Below are 20,154 nucleotides of genomic sequence, written 5' to 3'. Positions count from 1 at the left end.
CCGTCTTGGACAAATGAGGCCGTGACGAGGGTTGGAGTTCAGGGCACCCGGCCGAGCGTGGCCCACGCGGAGGCGACGATGTCGAAGGTGCCCGCTCGGGGAAGCAGCGCCGCACATCGATCGCGCAGCGCCTCCCGATCCCTCGGGTCGAGCCCGTGGACGTACTCGCCCGCGGGTGCCACTCCGAGTGTGAAGGGCTCCCACCATTCGTCGAAGCTCGCGAAGGTCGTCTGAACCGTCAGTGCCGTCGACACGACGTCGCGCAGCCCGGCGGCGCCGAACAACTCGGCCAGGTGCCCTTCCCGGACCCCGGCGAGCGCCGACTCGTCGCGGGCGTGGGGATCGAGGTCCTTGACGGCTCGCCAGAACGTCGCCAGCGGACCGCTACCGCCGGCGTGATCCCACACGCAGGCGGTGACCGCACCCCCGTGACGCGTGACCCGGGCCATGTCGCGCAGGCCCGCGACCGGGTCGTTCATGAAATGCACGACCAACTGAGCGCAGGTGACATCGAAAGCATCGTCGGGGAACGGCAGCCGTTCCGCGGCGGCGCGGCCGATGTCGACCTCGGGGAAGCGGGCACGTGCCGCCGCGACCATGGCCTCCGACGGGTCGACCGCCGAGACGGCTCCGGCCCCGAGGCGCCCGACGAGTTCCGCTGTCAACGCGCCGGTCCCGCACCCGACGTCCAGCGCCCGCTGCCCCTGCGCGACGCCGCTGAAGTCTGCGAACCTGCCTGCCAGGGGCTCGGAGTATCGACCCATGAAGCGACCGTAGGCGTCCGCGCCGACATCGAAGCTCACCCGCGCATTCTACTCGCGAAACTCGATCGGCCGGCGTGCCGCCCGGGCGCCGGCACGCCGCACCGGTGCGGCCCCGGGCCACCGTCCCGGCGTGCGCGACGCTGGGACGGACCGCCCTACCCGCCGTGGCGGTAGTGGGCGTGGATCGGTTCGGTCGCCTTCTCGGCGAGAGCGGGCCCGTCGAAGGTGACGTCCGCGGCGGTGGCGGGTGCGGAGCCGGGCGGCTGGAGAGCGCGCAGCTGCGCGGTGCTCAGCGCGAACACGACGCGACGCAGGCCGGCGCGGGCGATCACCTCCGCGCACATGCCGCACGGTTCGCAGCTGGTGTACATCGTGATTGTCGCGCGCCGCTGCGGTGGATAGGTCATTGCCGCGAACCGGGCCAGCACGAGTTCCGGATGTGCGGTGATGTCGCCGGTGCTGGTGACGGTGTTGTGTGCGCGTTCCAGGATGGTGCCGTCGCGGTCGACCAGCAGCGAGCCGTAGGGCAGCTCGCCCACGTCGGCGGCGGCCGCCGCGAGGTCGATCGCGACCGTCAGCAGTCTCTCGTCGTCCGGGCTCATGCCAGCCTCAGCTCGCCGTGTCCGGTGACCAGCCCCGAACCGGACAGCCGCACCCGGTCGTCGACGACGTCGACCCGGATCCGGCTGGGACGCCCGAGGTGGTGCCCCTGCTCGATGAAGACCGGTGAGCCGGCGGCGGCTCTGCCGGACCGGAGGAGAGCGACGGCGAGCGGGCCCGCGGCCGTCCCGGTGGCGGGGTCCTCGGCGATGCCCACGGTCGGGTTGAAGAACCGGGTGTACGCGGCCGCGCCGTCACCGCCACCGGCGGTGGTGTAGACGTAGCAGCCCTCACCGCCGGCCTCGGCCAGGATCGCGGCGAGTTCGCGGTCGTGGGCGACGGCCGCGTCGACCGCGGCGCGGGTGGCGAGCGGAACGAGCAGGTGCGGCACCCCCGTGGACACCACCTGAGGGGTGGCGTCGGCAGAAAGCTGGTAAGCGTCGAGCCCGAGCGCACCGGTCAGCCGCCGGTCATCGGTGACCTGCTTGCCGAACTCGGGGACGCCCTGGTCCATGACCACGCGGGTCGGCTCACCGGGCGGACGCAGGATCTCCACGGCCAGCACCTCGGTGCCGATGCGCTGCCGCATCGTCACGGCGGGCTGGTCACCGGTCAGTCCCTGGTCGGCCAGCCACAACCAGGCGCCCAGCGCGTTGTGGCCGGCGCCACCGACCTCGGCGCCGGCCGGTGTGTACGAGCGCAGGTGCCAATCCGCGCCCTCGCCCGCGTCGAGCAGGAACGTGGTTTCGGACTGGTTGAACTCTCGGGCTATCGCCTGCATCTGCGGCACGGACAGGTGGTCGGCGTCCGGCACGAGCGCCAGCGGATTACCCGTCAGGGGACGGTCGGCGAAGACGTCGACGAAGTAGAAGCGGATCATGTATTTCAGTCTTCCTCCTCGGCACCGCGAACGGCAGCGCACTTTTGCGGATGTGACCTCGCCGCGCCGTTGGATCTGCGGCAGAATCGCCAGATGGCGAACGAAGGTACCGCGATGGATCTGGACGCGGTGGATCACGCGTTGCTGGCCGCCGTGCAGGCGGACGGGCGGGCGACACTCGCCGACCTGGCTGCGGCGATCCAGCTCAGCGTCTCGGCCACCCGGGCCCGGTTGCGCGCCCTGGAGCAGCACCGGGTGATCACCGCGTACGCCGCTCGCGTCGAGCCCGGGGCTCTCGGTTACGCGCTGCGGGCGGTCGTCCGGATGAAGGTGCACGGCTCGCTCTACGACAAGGTCGCCACGGTGTTGGAGCGCCGACCGCAGATCGTCCGCTGCCTGCGGGTGACCGGCGAGTCCTGCTACCTGATGGAGATCGTCGCCACCGGCATGAAGGACCTCGAGGACATCACGTCCGACCTGGCCCGGATCGGTTCGATCACCACAGACCTGGTCTACGAGATCGTGGCGGACCGACCGACGCCCCCACCGCCGGCGGTCAGCCGATCCTGATCCGGCACGTCCGTCGGACTCAGCGCCGGCGACCGTACGCCGGCCGACGTCGGCGGCGCGACTCCTGGCCGGGGCCTGGGCGGCGCGTCACCCGGGCGGGTCCGGCAGCGGTACGGCGGCCATCAGGGTCCGGGTGTAGGGATGCTCGGGCCGGTCGATGATGTCCGCGGCCGGGCCCGTCTCCACGATGCGGCCCTGGTACATCACCGCGATCCGGGTGCACACCTGGCGCACCACCGACATGTCGTGCGAGATGAACAGGTAGGTCAGCCCGCGTGCCTCGGCCAGTTCGTTTAGCAGGTTGAGGACCTGGGCCTGGACCGAGACGTCGAGCGCGGAGACCGGCTCGTCCAGCACCAGGGCCTCCGGCTCCACGGCCAGCGCCCGGGCGATGGCCACCCGCTGGCGTTGGCCTCCGCTGAGTTCGTGCGGACGGCGGGTGACGTACCCCGCCGGCAGGTGGACCTGCTCCAGCAGCGCCCGGATCCGGGCGTCCCGGGCCGGACCGGTGGCGAGACGGTGGATGTCGATGCCCTCCGCCACGATGTCGCCCACCGACATGTAGGGATCGAGGCTGTCGTACGGGTTCTGGGCCACCAGTTGAACCCGCCGGCGCATCGCTCGCAGGTCGCGCCGGGACAACGCGAGCAGGTCGACGCCGTCGACCGACACCGTTCCGCCCGCGGGGCGCACCAGACCGAGCAGAACCCGCGCGAGGGTGCTCTTGCCGCAGCCGCTCTCCCCGACCAGGCCGAGGCTCTCGCCACGGTCGACGCGGAGGCTGGCCGAGTCGACGGCCCGTACCGGCGGTCCGCCGCGGCCCGGCAGACCACCGCGCCGGCCACGGTAGGAAACGTTGATTCCGGTAAGTTCCAGGAATCCGGTGTTCACGTCCTGGGTCGCGGGCTGGCTGGTCATCGGAACTCCGGGCGGACGACGCACGCGGCGGCATGTCCCGGCGACACGGCCGCGAGCGGGACCTCCTGGCGGCAGATGTCCTGCACGAAACGACAACGGGTGGCGAAAGCGCAGCCCGTGGGCGGTGTGGACAGGTCCGGTGGCGCTCCGGCTATGGCCGTCAGCCGGGGGCGGCGTTCGGTCAACGGCGGTACGGAGTCCAGCAGGGCCCGGGTGTACGGGTGGACGGGACGCCGGAACAGTGTCGAGGTGGGTGCCGCCTCGATCACTTGTCCGGCGTACATCACCACCGTCCGATCGGTGTACTGGGCGATGACGCCCATGTCGTGGGTGATCAGCAGGGTGGCGATCCGCCGCTGCCGGGACAACCGCGTGAGCAGGGTGAGGATCTGCGCCTGGATCGTCACGTCGAGCGCCGTGGTGGGTTCGTCGGCGATGACGAGGGTCGGCTCGGCTATCACCGCGACCGCGATCATCACCCGCTGTTTCATTCCGCCGCTGAGCTGGTGTGGATAGGACCTGGCGACGCGTTCGGGCTCGGCGATGCCGACCTGGTCGAGCATCGCCAGGCTGCGCTCCCGCACCTGGCTGGTCGTCAGCCGCTGGTGCGACCGCAGGGCCTCGCGCAGGTGTCCGCCGACGGTCATCACGGGGTTGAGCGCCGTCGAGGCGTCCTGGAAGACGACGCCGATCCGACGTCCGCGGATTCGTCGTCGTTCCTCCTCGGAGCACTCCCGAAGGTCGACGCCCTCGAACTCGATGGATCCGCCGACGACGGCGCCCTGTCCCGGTGGGAGGAGCCCGGGCACCGACATGGCGGTGGCGGACTTTCCGCTGCCGCTCTCCCCCACCACGCCGACGATCTCACCGGGCCGTACGTCGAACGAGACGCCGCGCACGGCATGTACGGTGCCTCGACCGGTCCAGAACCGGGTGTGCAGGTCGCGGACGCGCAGGATCGGTGACGCCGTCGAGCCGTCCGCGTCGGCCGCGACATCCAGGCCGCCGGTCCGGGTGTCCGGGCTCACGACGGGACGGCGTCGTCGGACGCGGGAGCGAAGGTGTAGCCGAACTGTTTGGCGATGGAGCCCGAGTCCACATAGGTCCACTGGTTGGCGATCCGGCCGTCCGCGTCGAACTGGTAAACCAGGCATTCCGGCACACTGAAGGGCCGTCCGGTGGGGCGCATGCCGAGGAAGTCCCCGGTGTGGGTGCCGCTGGCGGTGGTTCGCGCCACGACCCAGTCGCCAGCGGAGATCAGCTGGACGATTGTGAGAATCTCGTCCGGGAAGGATTCGAACAGTCCGGCGTGGAAGTCCCGCAGGGCGTCCATGCCGGCGATGGGCTCTTCGATGAACGGCTCGCGCAGGGCCGCCGCCGGGGTGAACTCCGCGAGCACCTCGTCGAGGTGTTTGCGGTTGAACGCGTCCACGACCCGGTGAACGGTCGCTTCGTTGCTGGACTCGGACATGCGGTGCCTCCTGCTGTTCGTCGAGCTAGCTGTGGAACGTCCGCCCGGCGGCGGTCCTGCGTCGAAGCAGATCCCCGACGAAGTTGACGGACAGCACGGTGGCGGTGATGGCGAGCCCCGCCAGCAGTGCCGTCCAGGGTGAGGCGGAGAGGGTGAGCCGACCCTCGGCGACCATGTTGCCCCAGGTGGGAGCCGGCGGCGGGATCCCCAGTCCCAGGTAGCCGAGGGCCGTCTCGACCAGGATCATGAAGCCGATCTGGAGCGGGGCGATGACCAGGATCTGGCCGACGACGTGCGGATACATATGGCGGTACACGATCCGCAGGTGGCCGGCGCCGAGCACGCGGGCCGCCTCGACGAACCCGCGGCCGTGCAACGACAGCAACGCTCCCCGGACCACCCGGGCGAAGACCACCCAGCCGAACAGGGACAGGATCAGGACGAGAACGAGCTGGTTGGTGCCGAAGACGGCGGAGACCGCGATCGCGAGCAGCACGGCGGGGATCGCCAGCGCCATCTCGGTGAGCAGCATGATGCCGCGATCCAGCAGCGTCCCGAGCCGGCTGCCGACGCCGGTGCCGTACCCGGCGACCAGCCCGAGCAGGGTGCCCGCCACGGCGGAGACCGCGACGGCGCCGACTCCGATGGTCAGCGAGACGCGGCTGCCGTACACCAGCCGGCTGAACAGGTCCCGCCCGAGCTTGTCGGTGCCGAGCGGGTGGCTCCAGTCACCGCCGAGGAACGCCGGCGGCAAATGCTGGTTGCGCAGGTCCTGGACCTCGGGACCGACCGGTACGACGAGTGGCGCGGCGGCGGCGAGAGCGACGAGCAGGACGAGGTAGGCGGCGCCGGCGTAGCCGAGCGCGGTGCCGATTCTCGGGGCCTTGGGACGGGCCTGTTCGGTGGCGGCCCGGGCGGGGGGCGCGGCGGCGGCGCCGGCCGCGCCGATGGTGACCTGGTCACTCATGTGGCCCTCCGGATGCGGGGGTCGAGCACCCCGTACAGCAGGTCGGTGACCATGTTGCCGACGGCGATGACCGCGGCGAAGACCAGGACGGCGGCCTGCAGGACCGGGAAGTCGGTCCGGGTGACCGCCTCCACGGCGAGTCGGCCCAGTCCGGGCCAGCCGAACACCGCCTCCACGATGACGGTGCCGCCGAGCAGCGCACCGAAGTTGACGCCGATGACGCTGACCAGGGGGTTCAGCGAGTTCCGCAGGCCGTGCCGGAGCAGGACGCCGCGGCCGGTGGCGCCCCGGGCGGTCGCCGCCAGGACGTGGTCCGAGTGGAGCGCGTCGATGAGGCTGGCCCGGAGCACCATGGTGAACTCCGCGACGAAGAAGAACGCGATGGTGGCGATGGGCAGCACCAGGTGCCCGGCCGTTCCGGCGCCGGAGGTGGGGAACCACCCGAGGTGCACGGAGAACACCAGGATGAGCACGGTGCCGAACCAGAAGTTGGGGATCGCCCGGGCGACCAGGCCCGAGGACAGGATGACCGAGTCGGTACGCCCGCCCGCGCGCCGGGCGCTCAGCAGGGCCAGCGGGACGGCGACAACGAGCGCGACGATGAGGCCGCCGAAGACCAGTTCGAGGGTGGCGGGCAGGCGTTCCAGGACCACCTCGATGGCGGGACGCCGGTAGCCCCAGGAGATACCGAAGTTGCCCTGCAGCGCCTGCCAGGCGTACGCGAAGTACTGGACCAGCACGTTGTCGTTCAGGCCGTACGCCTCGCGCAGTGCCGCCCGGTCCGCCGGGGACGCCTGGACGGGCAGCAGCACCGACGCCGGGTCCCCGGCGAAGCGCAGCAGCACGAAGGCGACCAGGCTGGTCGCGAACAGCACGAACGCGAAGCGCGCCAGCCGGCCCACGGCGAAGCTCAGCATTCATCCTCCGAATGTCCGACAGTGGCGGTGCGGGTGCCGTTACGCGCCGAGACTGATGCCGTCCAGGTGGATCCTGCTGTCCGGGGTCGGTCGGAACCCCTGCACCTCGGGGACGTGGACATAGGTCTTGTGGTTCTGCCAGAGGGTGACCGATCCCGCCTGTTCGTGGACGAGTCGGCTGCACTCGCGTAGCAGGTCGCGGCGCTTGGTGACGTCGAACTCCCGGTTGGATGCGCGGAACACCTTGTCGTACTCCGGGTTGTTCAGGTCCATGCCGAGGAAGGCCTCGGTGTCGTACCACATGAGGCCGAACGCGGCGTCCATGACGGGGAAGTAGTCCCAGCCACCCACCTGCCAGTAGTCGAGGTCGATGTCCTGCAGGGCCCGCTTGAGGAAGGTGGACTGCTCCATCGGCTGGACCGTGATCTGGATGCCGACCTCGGCGAGTTGGGAGCGGATGACCTCGGTGAAGTCGGCCTCCATCAGCCCGGCCGACGGTTCGCCCCGGTAGAGGGCGCCCAGGTCCACTCCGTCGCGGTGACCGGCCTGGGCCAGGAGTTCCCGGGCCCGCTGTGGGTCGTGCGGGTATTCCTTGACGTCCGGGTTCCAGCCGAACGCGTCGCGGCCGATGACCTGCCCCTCGGTCGCCTGCCCCATGCCCTCCAGGACCGAGTCGACGATGACGCGGCGGTCGATGGCGAGGTTCATCGCCAGCCGGACCCGGGGGTCCGCGGTGGGGTGACCGTCCTTGGCGGCCTTGGCGATGTAGGGGCTGAGCAGGTTGGACCGGGCCTCGGGAGTGTCGGCGACGACGAACCCGTCGGACCTCAGTCCGGCCAGGTCGGCCAGGCCGATCTTCTCCGCGAGGTGCACCTCCCGGGAACGCAGCGCGGCCAGCCTGGTCGCCTGGTCCGGGATGCCGCGGAACTCGATCCGCTGGACCGAGGGGGCGTCGCCCCAGTAGTCCTCGAACCGTTCCAGCACGATGGCCTCGCCCTTGCGCCACTCGGCGAGCTGGTACGGGCCGGTGCCGATCGGTTCCTGGGCGAACTTCTCCGGGCCGACGGACTGCAGGTGGGCGGGCGGCGCGAACTGCACCTGGGAGAGCCCGACGGGGCACATCGCCCAGGGTTCCTTCGTGTTGATGAGCAGCGTGTACCTGTCCCGGACCTGAGCGCTGGCGAACGGTTGGATCCGGAACAGGATGGGTGAGGGCGGTTGGATCTCGAACAGTTGCTCGATGTTGAACTTCGCCGCCTCGGCGTCCCATTCCTCGCCGTTGTGGAACCGCACGCCCTCGCGGAGCGTGAACTCCCACTGCCGGTCCCCGACCGGCTTCCACTCGACAGCCAGGCCGGGCTGCTGCCCGGCGTCCGGCTGGAGCGGGTCCGCCTGCACGAGGTATTCCATGATGGCCGAGCCGACCGTGAAGCCGCTCTGGTGGTACTCCAGGTTCTGGAAGAGGGTGGGCGGCTCACCATCGAGGGCGATGACGAGTGGGCCGTCCACATTGGCGTCGGACGATCGGCGGGTCGTGGTGCAGCCACCCAGCACCACACCACCGGCCAGTGCGCCGGCTCCGAGGAGAAGCTGTCGCCGGCTCCAGGTCGCCGCACGGCGCGGGACCCCGCTCATCGGAGAGTCCCCGTGCCGTCTCGTCGTGCCGCCATGCCACCCTCCCGGGGCGTTGCGTAATATGCAATGCTGTTGCACATCGCGTTGCCTGAGGTTAGACCGATCGCGGTCTGAACGTCAATGGCCTGCGGTTTGTCGTTCCCGCACGCCCGCCCTACCCGCGGGCGATGTCGTCGAGACCGAAGCCGAACTGCTTGGCGATCGTGCCGGAGTCGACGAAAACCCAGAGGTTCTGCACCCTGCCGTCGCGGATCTCATAGATCGTCGCCTCCGGCACGTCGAACTGACGGCCGGTCGCCGGCATGCCGAGGAAGTCGCCCGAGTGGGTGCCCCGGCAGCGCCACTTCCCCACCACCCACGGCCCATCGGAAATCAACTGCTCGATGGTGATCGACTCGTCGGGAAAGTAGCGGAACGAACCTTCGAAGTACTCCCGGAGCTTCTGCTTGCCCGCGATCGGTTCGTCGATGAACGGCTCGTACTGCACCGCGTCGTCGGCATAACAGGCGAGCAGGGTCTCCAGGTCCTTGCGGGTGAAGGCCTCGTTCGCCCGGCGTACCAGCGCCTCGTTCGCCACCTCCTGGCGGGCCTTGCCGGACGTCACGACGGACAACGACCGCAACGTCGGAGTCCTCCCGGTAAGCGTCGCCAGGTGACCCGACAGGGCCTCCCAGCCGGTGGATTCGAACCGCTCGGCCTCCCGGCGGCTGTCCCACCACAGGTGGACCACGACGGCGCCGTCGCCGTCGCGCGACACGTCGCTACGCGCCAGTCCCGGCGTACCGGCCAGCGACTCCGGTCCGCTCTCGAGGGCGTCGAGGGCGGCAGCCGGACCGCTGGTCGCGCAGTCGATCTCCATGACGAGCAGATGAGCCATGTCGTTGTTCCTTTCCAAACCGGGACAGCGTGGGACGGGGACGTTGATCGGGCATTCAGACCCGCTCTCTGGCGCCACTGCCGACCAGGGAGGCGGCGAGGACGGTGAGCGCCACGAAGACGCCCGGGAAGACGCTCGTCCACCACACCCCGGCGAGGACGTCCGGCGTGGCCTCGCCGATCATCAGCCCCCACTCCGGCGTCGGTCTGACGATCCCCACCCCCAGGAACGCGAGCCCGGCGGTGTCCAGGATCGCCCACCCGAAGGCCAGCATCGCCTGCGCCCGGGACGGACCGAGACAGTTACGGGACAGGTGCCAGAAGATGATCCGGGTCCGTGACGCACCGGCGACGACCGCCGCGTCGATGTAGTCCTTCGTCCGCTCGGACAGGGCCCGCGACCGGGCGACGCGGATGAAGTACGGGAGGTACGCGACCGCGAGCGCCATCACCACGACCCAGGTGCCGTTGCCGACGATCGACACGATGACCAGCGCGAGGATGATGGCCGGGAACGACAGGAGGACATCCGCCGCGCGCAGGATCAGCGAACTGACCGGCCCCTCGGTGGCACCGGCCACCAGACCGAGCATCGTGCCCACCGGTGCCGCCAGGAGGACGACCGCGCCGGCGATGAGCAGATCGAGGTGGGCGGCGGCCACCACCCGGCTGAACACGTCGCGGCCGAACTGGTCGGTACCCCAGAGGGCACCCGCGGACGGCGGATGCAGCGCGTCGGCCGGGTTGGTGCTCAACGGATCCGGACTCGGCAGCAGCGGACCCAGCACCGCCAGGGTGATCAGGGCCGCGAGCAGGCAGAGGCCGACGCGGACCTTCACCGGAGAGCGCGACCAGGCGGCCTTCCACCGGGTCAGCCGAGCCGACGGCTGCGTGCGCGGTGCCGTGGTGGTCACGTGGTGTCCCCTCTCGATTCGTCGGGATCAGGCACGAAGCCGGACCCGTGGGTCCGTGGCGACGTACACGACGTCGACGAGGATGTTCAGGACGATGTACGAGAAACCGACCAGCAGCACGACGCCCTGCAGAGCCGTGATGTCCTTGTTCCCGAGCGCTTCCCAGGAGTACTGCCCGAGCCCCGGCCAGGCGAAGAGCGTCTCGATCAGCACGTTGCCGCCGATCAGGTAGCCGAGCACGACACCGACCGTGGTGATGATCGGCGGCAACGCGGTGCGCAGCGCGTCCCGGGTCACCGGGAGACCCAGGGACCGCTGGGCCCGGATGTAGTCGGAGTTGAGTTCCCGCTCCACGGCCGACCGGGTGACGTTGGCGATCGGGGCGAACACCACGAGCGCCAGTGAGACGACCGGCAGGGTGAGGCTGGAGATGCTGGCCCGTAGGCCCAGCCAGTCCAGCGTCAGTACGGCGTCCAGCGTGTGGAAGCCGGTGACGTGGCTCGGCGGGTCCATAAGCGGAGGCACCCGGCCCAGTGGCGGCGGCACCCACCCCAACGTGGAGAAGAAGACGAAGAGCAGGATCATGCCCACCCAGAAGACCGGCATCGAGGTGCCGACCACGATGGCCCCCCGCACCAGGTGGTCGACGAGCCGACCGGGACGCACCGCCGCCAGGACGCCGAGCCCGATGCCGACAAGCGTCGCCAACACCAGGGCGTACAGCGACAGTTCCAGGGTGGCGGGCAGCCGGTCCAACAGTTCGTCGCGTACCGGCTGCTGCGTCCGGATGCTGGCGCCCAGGTCCAGCCGCAGCGCGTCGACGACGTACCGGGCCAACTGCGTCAGCAGCGGTTCGTCCAGACCCATCTGCCGCCGGACCTCCGCCAGGCGCTCCGGTCCGGCATACGGACCCGCCCGCAGTCGCGCCGGATCCCCAGGTAGCACCCGCACCAGCGTGAAGGTGAGCAGGAGCACCCCAAGCAGCGTCAGCAGCGAGATCAGACTCCGCCGGCCGAGGAACCTCAGCATGTGCGTCGACACCCCCATCGCCACGATGGAGACGACCCGGTATCCCGGAGCGTCACGAGGCTCCCCGGTGCAGGAACTCGATACGCCGCAGCGGGTCGTAGAAATCGTTGACGCTCTTGATCTGGGCGGCCGTGACGACCACGTTGTCCGGCTGGAACAGCGGCACCCAGGGCATGTCCTCGGCGAAGGCCCGGGCCGCCTGCTCGACGAGCTGCGCCCGACCGGCACCGTCCGCCTCGGGCACGCCAGCCTTGATGATCCGGTCCACCTCGGCGTTGGCGAATCCCGTGTAGTTGATTGGCGAATCCGACTGAGCGACCCAGGAGAGCTGGTAGAACCCGTCGTTGCCCAGCGACTGCCAGTCCATGACGAAGAAGGGGAGCTTCCGCTGGCCCACCTGCTCCTGGAAGCTCGAGTCCGGGACGGTCTGCAACTCCACCGTGACGCCGATCTGCCGCAACACGTCCTGGACGATTGTGGCCGCCGCCTGGTCGAGCGGCTGCGACTGGCGGACCGCGAGCGGAAGGCTCTCACCTCGGTAGCCCGACTCGGCCACCAGTCGCTTGGCGGCATCCAGGTCCTGGGTGGTGGGGAAGACGTCCTGGTACCCGGGCATCCCCTTGCTGATCACGGAGTGGACGCTCTGGCCGTAGCCGAACAGCACCTGCTCCAGCAGTGTCGAGTACGGAACCGCCTGACTGATGGCCTCCCGCAGCTTCCGGTCGGCCAGCGGACCGGACGCGACGTTGAACCCCAGGTAGTGCACGCGCCGACCGTCGAGGTCGTGGACCTTGACCCGCTCGTTCGTTTCCAGCCGCTGCACGTCGCGCAGGGCGAGGTCGAGGGTGACGTCCACCGCGCCGCGGGAGATCAGGGCCAGCCGGTCCTCCTGGGACGGCACCACCTTGAGCACGATCTGGTCGGCCCGAACCCGCTCGGCGTCCGGGTGGTGCGGGTTCTTCTTCATGACCAGTTCCTGGCCCTTCTTCCAGGAGTCGATCATCAACGGCCCGCTGGAGACCGGATTCTGGGCGAACCACTTCCCCGCCCACGGGTCGTCGGCGGTCGCCTGCTTCTCGCCGGCGGCCTTGCTCATCACGCCGAAGCAGCAGGGCGAGGCCATGAACGGTTCGAACATGGGGCTGTCGAACGCCCGCTCGACGACGAGCGTCTCGGGATCCGGCGCGCGGACCGAGGCGGCCGATTCGATGCCGATCAGGGGAAGGAGCGCGCTCAGGTATCCCGGACCTTCGAAGATCCGCTGCCAGGTGTAGACCCAGTCTTCGGCGGTGATCGGGGTGCCGTCGGCGAACTTCGCGTCCTGGTTGATTTTGAAGGTGACCGTCCTGCGGTCGGCCGAGTAGGTCGGCGGATACTCGGCGATCGACGACCGGTATTCGCCATCGGCCTTGATGGTGCCGTCGCCGGTCTCCTCGTACTCCTCCGTGATGAGGGTTCCGGACAACGCGGACGTCACGATGTAGGCGGTGTCGTTGCGGAACTGCTGCGGGTCGAGCAGGTCCACGTCGGTGGAGAGCGCGAAGACCACCGGTCCACCGCCCTGCGCGTCCGCGCCACGGTTCGTCGAACCACCGGTGGTACATGCCCCGACCAGCAGGGCAACCACGGATGTCAGGGCCAGACCGCGTAACAAGCGACCGGTCATCAGGTCTCCTCTCACTGCTCGGTGGCAGCTTGGTCGGCGCGGTCACCGGTGACGGGGGCGGTCTCGGTTGCCCGTCCGTTCGGACGTTCCCGGTCCGGATCCGTGCGGGGAATGGCGGCGATGAGCTGCCGGGTGTAGGGATGTTCCGGTCGTTCGATGACCTCGGTGGTGGGCCGCGACTCGACCGCCCGCCCCTGGTGCATCACGACGACCCGGTCCGCGATCAACGACAGCGACGAGAAGTCGTGCGTGATGAACAGGTACGAAAGCTGGTGTCGGCGCTGGAGCGACCGCAACAGCTCGATCAGGCTGCGCCGCAGCGACACGTCGAGCGCCGATGTCGGCTCGTCCAGCACGATCAACGCGGGCTCGGTGGCCAGCGCCCGCGCGACGCAGACCCGCTGCTTCTGCCCGCCGGACAACTCACCCGGGTACCGCGACAGCAGCGATTCCGGGAGCTGGACCTGGCGTAGCAGTTCGACCGTCCGCGCCCGCTCCCCGGACCGTGCGACGACGCCGTGCAACCGCAGTGGTTCGCCCAGGGTCTGCGCCACGGTCAGGCTGGGGTTCAGGCTGGTGGTCGGGTCCTGGAAGACCATCTGCACGTCCCGCCGGAAGGCCCGGTCCACGCGATGCTCCCGCGCGTCCAGTTCGTGGTCCCCCACCCGGATGTGGCCGCCGTCCGGCCGTTCGAGGCCGAGCACGCACCGCCCGGTGGTGGTCTTGCCGCAGCCGCTCTCGCCGACCAGGGCCACCGTCTCGCCACGGTGGACCTCGAAGGACAGTCCGTCGACCGCGACGGTCCGTCGCTGACCGTCCTGGAACACCTTGCGCAGGTCGGAGACCGCCAGCAGGGGCTCCGGCGCGGACGGCTCCGGCGCGGACGGCTCTGCCGCGGACGGCTCTGGCGACGGCCCGGTACGACGCGTCGACTCGCGCAGCCGAGGCAGGGAGGCGACCAGCCGGCGGGTGTACTCGTGCCGGGGCGACGACAGCATGGAGGCGGTATCGGTGTCCTCCACCACCTGCCCGTCCTTCATCACGATCACGCGGTCGCAGGTCTCCGCCACCACCCCGAGGTCGTGCGTGATCATGAGAAGTGACATCCCGTGGCGAGCGCGGACGTCCCGGAGCAGCTCCAGGATCTGGGCCTGGACTGTCACGTCCAGGCTCGTGGTCGGCTCGTCCGCGATCAGCAGTCGAGGTTGGGTGGCGAGCGCCATGGCGATCATCACGCGCTGGGCCATGCCACCACTGAGCTGGTGCGGATACAACCTGGCGATCCGGGCCGGGTCGCCGAGTCCGACCGATTCCATAAGTGCGAGCGTCCGGGCCTCCGCGTCGGACCGGGACACCTGACCGCGATGCAGGTCCATGACCCGGCGGACCTGTCGGCCGACCCGGTGCACGGGGTTCAGACTGCTGCGCGGTGACTGGAAAATCATGGACGCCCGGCGGCGCCGGTAGTCGCGCCGCTCCCGGCGCCGGTCCCCCTGCCGCACGGCCGTCACATCCACGTCGCCGACGCGGACCTGACCGGCGGCGAGCCGTGCCGTCGGTGGCAGCAGCCCCATGACGGACAACGCGGTCAACGTCTTGCCCGAGCCACTCTCGCCGACCAGAGCGACGCTCTCGCCCGCACCGACCTCGAACGAGACTCCGGCGACCGCCGGTCGCACCGGTCGCGCCCGGCCGTGCCCGTCGAACGCGACGGTCAGGTCGTCGACCGCCAGCAGTGCGGCCGGGGCAGGCAGCGCCATCGGGACTCCCGGTGATCTCACAGACTCATATGGTTGCGCTATATGCAACGGCGTTGCATAATCGTTGACCATAGTGACCCGAGCCACATCCGCACAAGTGGGCACGGAAAGATCATCAACCCGGCGCCACCGGAGTCCCGCGCGGCCTTCCAGCACCGCACGGCGCGGCAGCACCGCCGCAGCCCGCCCGGTTTTCCCATGATCGGGCTCGGGTAAAGCATCGGCGGCAGCGCATCCAGCCGGGTACGTCGCCGTGACGGAAACGGATCCGAGTCACCTGTGGGGGTGCGACCGGTGCGAGTGCTGGGCGGCCGCTACCGACTGGTCGAGCCGGTCGGCAGTGGCGGAATGGCGGAGGTCTGGCGGGCCGACGACCTGCTGCTCCGCCGGACCGTCGCGGTGAAGCTGCTGGCTCCCCGGCTGGCCGCCGACCGAGCGTCCCGCGAACTGCTCCGCTCGGAGGCGTACGCCGCGGCCCGGCTCAACCACCCACACATCGCCAACGTGTACGACTACGGCGAGGCCAGGCTGCGCGGCTACCGGCGCCTGCCGTACCTGGTCATGGAGTTCGTCCAGGGCGAGACGCTGGCGGCGCGGCTGCGCGCGGGCGGTCCGCTGCCCTGGCCCGAGGCGGTGCGGGTGGTCGCGGACGTGGCGGTGGCGCTGGCCGCCGCGCACGCCGAAGGCCTCGTCCACCGGGACGTCAAACCCGGCAACGTGCTGCTGTCCCCGCGCGGGGTCAAGGTGGTGGACCTCGGGATCGCCCTGCCGATCGGCAAGCAGTCGGCCGGCAGACACGGCGAGGTGCTCGGCACCCCCCGGTACATGGCACCCGAGCAACTGCGCGGCGAGGCCGCGGCGCCGGACAGTGACATGTACGCACTGGGTCTGCTGCTGTACGAGTGCCTGACCGGAGAGCCGCTGCGGCGCGGCGCCAGCACGGCCGAGTTGCTCCGGCAACCACCCCCCGAGACCGCCACGCTGCCGACGCCGATCATGCCGGGACTGCCGGACGAGGTGGCCCAGGTGTGTCAGCGCTGCCTCGCCCCGACACCCGGGGACCGGCCCAGCAGCGAGTACGTCGCCGCGCTCCTCGCGCAGGTGGCGGGCCTAGCGAGCCCGGTCCGTACGCCGGTGAGGGCGGAACCCGACGACGCGGCCCGCACGGTCCGGATTTCCCGGCCGGTCCCGCGACCGGTCCGGTCGGTCTCGACGGCCGCCGCTGGGCCAGACCGCGCTAGCCGGCGACGGCGGCCCACCCGGCGCCAGGCGTTTGTCGCCGCGGTGCCCACGGTGGCCGTGGCCGCCCTCCTCGTCGCCCAGCTTCCGGGCCTCACCTCGACGGACGACGCCGCGGAGGGGGCCGGTGCCGCCGGCACCGAGGGCTGCGTGGCCCGGTACACGGCCCGGCACGTCACCGACGGCACCTTCACCGCCGCCCTCGCCGTCACGAACACGGGCGGACGAACCCTGCCCGACTGGTCGCTGTCGTTCTCCCTGCCGGCGGGTCACCGGCTCACGGACGGTGGGCCCGGCGTGGCACAGCAGGGCAGGACGGTGACCGTCACGCCCGATGACCCGATCGCCGCCGCGGGCACGGTAACCCTCGACCTGAGCGGAACCTACGACGTCACCGGTGGGGGCGCGCCGACCGGCTTCACGGTGAACGGGGTCTCCTGCGAACGGGCGTCCACGTCCGTGGTGTCCACGCCCCAGACACCCGTGACAGACGGCGTACCGAACGTCACGACCGAGGGCGGGGGCGACCAGGTGGACACCGTCGACGTGGCCGGCGAGACGGGTGGCGGCGGCACGCCGTCCCCCACCCCGAGGGCCACCCCGACCGGATCACCCACCCCCGGTTCCCCGCCGGCAACCCGTACGCCTCCGCCGCCGACGGGCACCCCGCCACCAGCCGAACCGACCGACCCGCCGACCGCGGAGCCCACGGCCGAACCGGAACCCTCCGGACCGTCGAACCCCGTGGACCCACCGGACGGGGGCGAGCCAACCCCCACGGCACCCGTCGACGACGAGTTGGACCCGACCTGACCGGAACGACCTCCGGTGGTCAGCCCTCCACCCACCCGTGGGAACGGGCGTAGTCGACCAGATGCTGCCGGACCTGGGTGATCTGGGTACCGGTGAGCGACGGCGCGTGCCGGAGCAGCACCTCGGTGACCTCGGCGAGAAACGCCCGCGCCGCCAACACGTCGCACATGCCGTCGTCGTCCCCCACGACGCCACCGCGCGTCAAACCGGCATCGGGCGGCATCAGGTCGGCGTCGGCCCGACCTGGTCCAGCGTCGTCGACACCCGAACGACCGGGCGTGACGGGTTCGTCGACGAGGCGGACGCTCGCCACCTTCAGACCCCGTTCGCCCTGCTCAACCTCGTATTCGACGCGAAGCCCGGGCCGCACCAGATGCCGATGCTCACCGAAGTCGTTCGCGTGGACGAACACGTCCTCCCCACCGGCGGCCGGGGCGATGAACCCGTAACCCCGGACCTCGTCGAACCGCAGTATCTTGCCGACCGCCACCACGCCATCCCCATCCGCCGCAACGCATCTCTCCCGGTGACCACCATACGACCCGTCCGTGGGGCTCCGGCCGGCGCTCGCACGCCTCGGGCCGCCAACGGGTCCGCCGCGTGCCGGTCGTCGCCGGACGGGCCAGCGTGCCGGGTCAGCCGCGCTCCACCAGGTGACCCACCACCTCGGGGCCGAGGAGCACCGGCGTGCCGGAACCGTCCCGGCGTGGACTGCGCTCCGGCAGTTGCACCGGCTCCCCGGTGGTGCTCGCCGCGGCTGGCCGCGGCCCCACCCAGGCCACCGCGAGCCGGGTCTCCCCCTTGAGGAACCGGTGTGCCCGCACACCACCGGTCGCCCGTCCCTTGGGCGGGTACTCCGCGAACGGGGTCACCTTGACCCCGAGCCCCGTTGAGGTGACCACCAGCGGTTCACCATGTTCCGCGTCGTCGGTCCGGACCACTCCGAAGAAGATCACCTCGGCGTCCGAGGACCGGCTGATGCCAGCCATGCCGCCACCCTTGAGCCCCTGCGGACGCACCAGGCGTGCCGGGAACCGCAGCAACTGCGCGTCGGACGTGACGAATGTGAGTTCCTCGGCGCCGTCGGCCAGCCACCCGGCCCCGACCACCTCGTCATCGGGCTTCAGCCCGATGACGTCGAACTGGTCGGAGCGCACCGGCCACTCCGGAGCACAGACCTTCACCACTCCCTGCCGGGTGCCGAGCGCCAACCCGGGCGACGCGGTGTCAGGCCCGGTCAGCGGGGCCAACGCCACCACCCGCTCACCCGACTCCAGCGCCACCAGTTCGGCGGCCGACATCCCACCACGCAGTGACACCGTGCCGCGCTGCTCGGGCAGCACCGGCAACGGCAACACGTCCGTCTTGAAGGCACGGCCCCGGTTCGTCACCAGCAGTACCTGCCCGCGCGCGGTCGAGTGCACCACCGACCGTACGGCGTCGTGCCGGACCCGACCGTTGCGCCGCTGCCCCTCGGACGCCTCCTCGGATTCGGCGGCGGTGCGGGCCACCAGACCCGTCGCCGACAGGATCACCTGGCAGGGGTCGTCGGCCACCTCCAGCGGCCCGGTCGGCACCGACGCGGCGAGCACCTCCTTGAGGTCACCGTCGATAAGCGTGGTGCGCCGGGGGGCCCGGAACTGCTCGCCGACCGCGGCCAGTTCGTCGGAGACCACCCCCTTGAGTACGCCTTCGTCGTCCAGGATCCGTGACAGCTCGGCGATCTCCGAGCGGAGCCGGTCCTGCTCGGCCTCCAACTCCAGCCGGTCGAACCGGGTGAGCCGCCGCAGCGGCGTGTCGAGAATGTAGGCGGCCTGCACCTCGGACAGCCCGAACTCGCGCATCAGCCCGTCCTTGGCGGCCTGCGCGTCGTCGCTGCCGCGGATCAACCGCACCACCCGGTCGATGTCCAGCAAGGCGATCAGCAGGCCGTCCACCAGGTGCAGCCGTTCCTGCCGCTTACGCCGGCGGTACGCGGTCCGTCGGGTCACCACCTGGTAGCGGTGTGCCAGGAAGACCTCCAGCAGCGCCTTGAGCCCGAGAGTGCGCGGCTGGCCGCCGTCGAGGACCAGGTTGTTCACCCCGAACGACTGCTCCAGCGGGGTGAGCCGATAGAGATCGGCCAGGAGCGCCTGCGGATTCACCCCCACCTTGCACTCGATCACCAACCGGATGCCGTTCTCCCGGTCGGTGAGGTCCTTGACGTCGGCGATGCCCTGCAGTCGCTTCGTCCGGGTCACCTCGTCGGTGATCTTCTCGATGACCTTCTCGGCACCGATCCCGTACGGCAACTCGGTGACGGTGATGGCCTGGCGACCCCGGCTGCCCTCCAGCGGACCGGTCCGGACCCGGGCCCGCATGCGGACCACGCCCCGGCCCGTCTCGTACGCCCTGCGCACCTCGTCGAGGCCGAGCAGCAGACCGCCGGTCGGCAGGTCCGGCCCCGGGACGAACTCCATCAGCTTGTCCAGTGTGGCGTCCGGGTGCTCGATCAACCAGCGGGCGGCGGCCACCACCTCCCCGAGGTTGTGCGGGATCATGTTGGTCGCCATCCCGACCGCGATCCCTGACGCGCCGTTGACAAGCAGGTTCGGGAATGCCGCCGGCAGCACGCTCGGCTCGGTCAGCGACCCGTCGTAGTTGGGCTTGAGGTCGACCGTGTCCTCGCCCAACTCGCCGACCAGCAACATCGCCGCCTGGGACATCCGGGCCTCGGTGTACCGGCTCGCTGCCGGGCCGTCGTCCGGGGACCCGAAGTTGCCATGCCCGTCGATGAGTGGGACGTTCAGCGAGAAGTCCTGGGCGAGCCGGACCAGGGTGTCATAGATGGCCACGTCGGAGTGCGGATGGAACTTACCCATCACGTCACCGACCACCCGGGCCGACTTCACGTGCGCCCGATCGGGCCGGTGGCCCTGCTCACTCATCGAGTACAGGATCCGGCGATGCACCGGCTTGAGCCCGTCCCGGGCGTCCGGCAGGGCGCGGGAATGGATCACTGAGTACGCGTACTCGAGATAGGAGTCCTCGACCTCGGTGGTCAGCGAGTTGTCGAAGACCTGCGCGCCCGCCTGGTCGAAGGCGGTGAGGTCCACCCGCGCGGACCCTGTCTTGCGGCGTGCCATCAGTGCTCCT

At 70.5% G+C, this 20,154-nt stretch carries 18 protein-coding genes; 2 read left to right on the top strand and 16 right to left on the bottom strand.

Going from position 1 to position 20,154, the window contains the following annotated elements:
• Positions 1-38 precede the first annotated feature (38 nt).
• From ACFQUZ_RS10915 to ACFQUZ_RS10905, 3 genes are all read right to left on the bottom strand, one after another.
• The gene (locus tag ACFQUZ_RS10915) at positions 39-803 is read right to left on the bottom strand and encodes a class I SAM-dependent methyltransferase (RefSeq protein WP_377440852.1); all 765 of its coding nucleotides are present in this window, start codon (positions 801-803) and stop codon (positions 39-41) included.
• A gap of 116 nt (positions 804-919) precedes the next feature.
• Positions 920-1,366 (bottom strand): nucleoside deaminase, encoded by a 447-nt coding sequence (locus tag ACFQUZ_RS10910; RefSeq protein ID WP_377440850.1) that lies wholly within the window; start codon positions 1,364-1,366, stop codon positions 920-922.
• On the bottom strand, positions 1,363-2,244 hold the full coding sequence (locus ACFQUZ_RS10905) for a PhzF family phenazine biosynthesis protein (RefSeq protein WP_377440849.1): 882 nt from the start codon (positions 2,242-2,244) through the stop codon (positions 1,363-1,365). Before ACFQUZ_RS10905 ends, ACFQUZ_RS10910 begins: the two co-directional genes overlap by 4 nt.
• Positions 2,245-2,337: 93 nt before the next feature.
• Here ACFQUZ_RS10905 and ACFQUZ_RS10900 point away from each other — a divergent pair, with 93 nt between their 5' ends.
• Positions 2,338-2,814 (top strand): Lrp/AsnC family transcriptional regulator, encoded by a 477-nt coding sequence (locus ACFQUZ_RS10900; protein WP_377440847.1) that lies wholly within the window; start codon positions 2,338-2,340, stop codon positions 2,812-2,814.
• Positions 2,815-2,901: 87 nt separating this feature from the next.
• On the opposite strand, the gene ACFQUZ_RS10895 is transcribed toward ACFQUZ_RS10900, so the two are convergent.
• From ACFQUZ_RS10895 to ACFQUZ_RS10845, 11 genes are all read right to left on the bottom strand, one after another.
• Positions 2,902-3,732, bottom strand: coding sequence for an ATP-binding cassette domain-containing protein (locus ACFQUZ_RS10895; protein WP_377440845.1), 831 nt, complete (start codon positions 3,730-3,732; stop codon positions 2,902-2,904).
• On the bottom strand, positions 3,729-4,760 hold the full coding sequence (locus ACFQUZ_RS10890) for an ABC transporter ATP-binding protein (RefSeq protein ID WP_377440843.1): 1,032 nt from the start codon (positions 4,758-4,760) through the stop codon (positions 3,729-3,731). Before ACFQUZ_RS10890 ends, ACFQUZ_RS10895 begins: the two co-directional genes overlap by 4 nt.
• On the bottom strand, positions 4,757-5,203 hold the full coding sequence (locus tag ACFQUZ_RS10885; RefSeq protein WP_377440841.1) for an ester cyclase: 447 nt from the start codon (positions 5,201-5,203) through the stop codon (positions 4,757-4,759). The genes ACFQUZ_RS10890 and ACFQUZ_RS10885 overlap by 4 nt, the downstream gene beginning before the upstream one ends.
• 25 nt (positions 5,204-5,228) lie before the next feature.
• Positions 5,229-6,170 carry an ABC transporter permease gene (locus ACFQUZ_RS10880; RefSeq protein WP_377440839.1) on the bottom strand — a complete coding sequence of 314 codons (942 nt, stop codon included), beginning with the start codon at positions 6,168-6,170 and terminating at the stop codon, positions 5,229-5,231.
• Positions 6,167-7,087, bottom strand: coding sequence for an ABC transporter permease (locus tag ACFQUZ_RS10875; RefSeq protein ID WP_377440838.1), 921 nt, complete (start codon positions 7,085-7,087; stop codon positions 6,167-6,169). The genes ACFQUZ_RS10880 and ACFQUZ_RS10875 overlap by 4 nt, the downstream gene beginning before the upstream one ends.
• Positions 7,088-7,126: 39 nt before the next feature.
• Complete coding sequence (locus tag ACFQUZ_RS10870; protein ID WP_377440836.1) at positions 7,127-8,722, bottom strand: ABC transporter substrate-binding protein; 1,596 nt, start codon at positions 8,720-8,722, stop codon at positions 7,127-7,129.
• 154 nt (positions 8,723-8,876) lie between these two features.
• Positions 8,877-9,599 (bottom strand): ester cyclase, encoded by a 723-nt coding sequence (locus tag ACFQUZ_RS10865; protein ID WP_377440835.1) that lies wholly within the window; start codon positions 9,597-9,599, stop codon positions 8,877-8,879.
• Positions 9,600-9,654: 55 nt separating this feature from the next.
• Entirely contained in the window at positions 9,655-10,512 is an 858-nt protein-coding gene (locus tag ACFQUZ_RS10860) for an ABC transporter permease (RefSeq protein ID WP_377440833.1), read from the bottom strand.
• A gap of 27 nt (positions 10,513-10,539) precedes the next feature.
• Positions 10,540-11,541, bottom strand: a complete 1,002-nt coding sequence (locus ACFQUZ_RS10855; RefSeq protein WP_377440831.1) for an ABC transporter permease — start codon at positions 11,539-11,541, stop codon at positions 10,540-10,542.
• A 52-nt stretch (positions 11,542-11,593) separates the two neighbouring features.
• The gene (locus tag ACFQUZ_RS10850) at positions 11,594-13,207 is read right to left on the bottom strand and encodes an ABC transporter substrate-binding protein (RefSeq protein ID WP_377440830.1); all 1,614 of its coding nucleotides are present in this window, start codon (positions 13,205-13,207) and stop codon (positions 11,594-11,596) included.
• 11 nt (positions 13,208-13,218) lie between these two features.
• The gene (locus ACFQUZ_RS10845; RefSeq protein WP_377440828.1) at positions 13,219-14,967 is read right to left on the bottom strand and encodes a dipeptide ABC transporter ATP-binding protein; all 1,749 of its coding nucleotides are present in this window, start codon (positions 14,965-14,967) and stop codon (positions 13,219-13,221) included.
• A gap of 294 nt (positions 14,968-15,261) precedes the next feature.
• Between ACFQUZ_RS10845 and ACFQUZ_RS10840 the strand changes: the two genes are divergently transcribed.
• Positions 15,262-17,019, top strand: a complete 1,758-nt coding sequence (locus ACFQUZ_RS10840; protein ID WP_377440826.1) for a protein kinase — start codon at positions 15,262-15,264, stop codon at positions 17,017-17,019.
• Positions 17,020-17,038: 19 nt separating this feature from the next.
• On the opposite strand, the gene ACFQUZ_RS10835 is transcribed toward ACFQUZ_RS10840, so the two are convergent.
• Entirely contained in the window at positions 17,039-17,512 is a 474-nt protein-coding gene (locus tag ACFQUZ_RS10835) for a cold-shock protein (RefSeq protein WP_377440824.1), read from the bottom strand.
• Positions 17,513-17,654: 142 nt separating this feature from the next.
• Positions 17,655-20,144 (bottom strand): DNA topoisomerase (ATP-hydrolyzing) subunit A, encoded by a 2,490-nt coding sequence (locus ACFQUZ_RS10830; protein WP_377440822.1) that lies wholly within the window; start codon positions 20,142-20,144, stop codon positions 17,655-17,657.
• Between the last annotated feature and the right edge of the window lie 10 nt (positions 20,145-20,154).

The sequence above is a fragment of the Plantactinospora sp. GCM10030261 genome (assembly GCF_042666615.1).
Taxonomy (GTDB): domain Bacteria; phylum Actinomycetota; class Actinomycetes; order Mycobacteriales; family Micromonosporaceae; genus KBS50.
The sequence above is the reverse complement of the archived record's forward strand: the minus strand, read 5'-3'. Positions and strand labels throughout refer to the sequence as shown.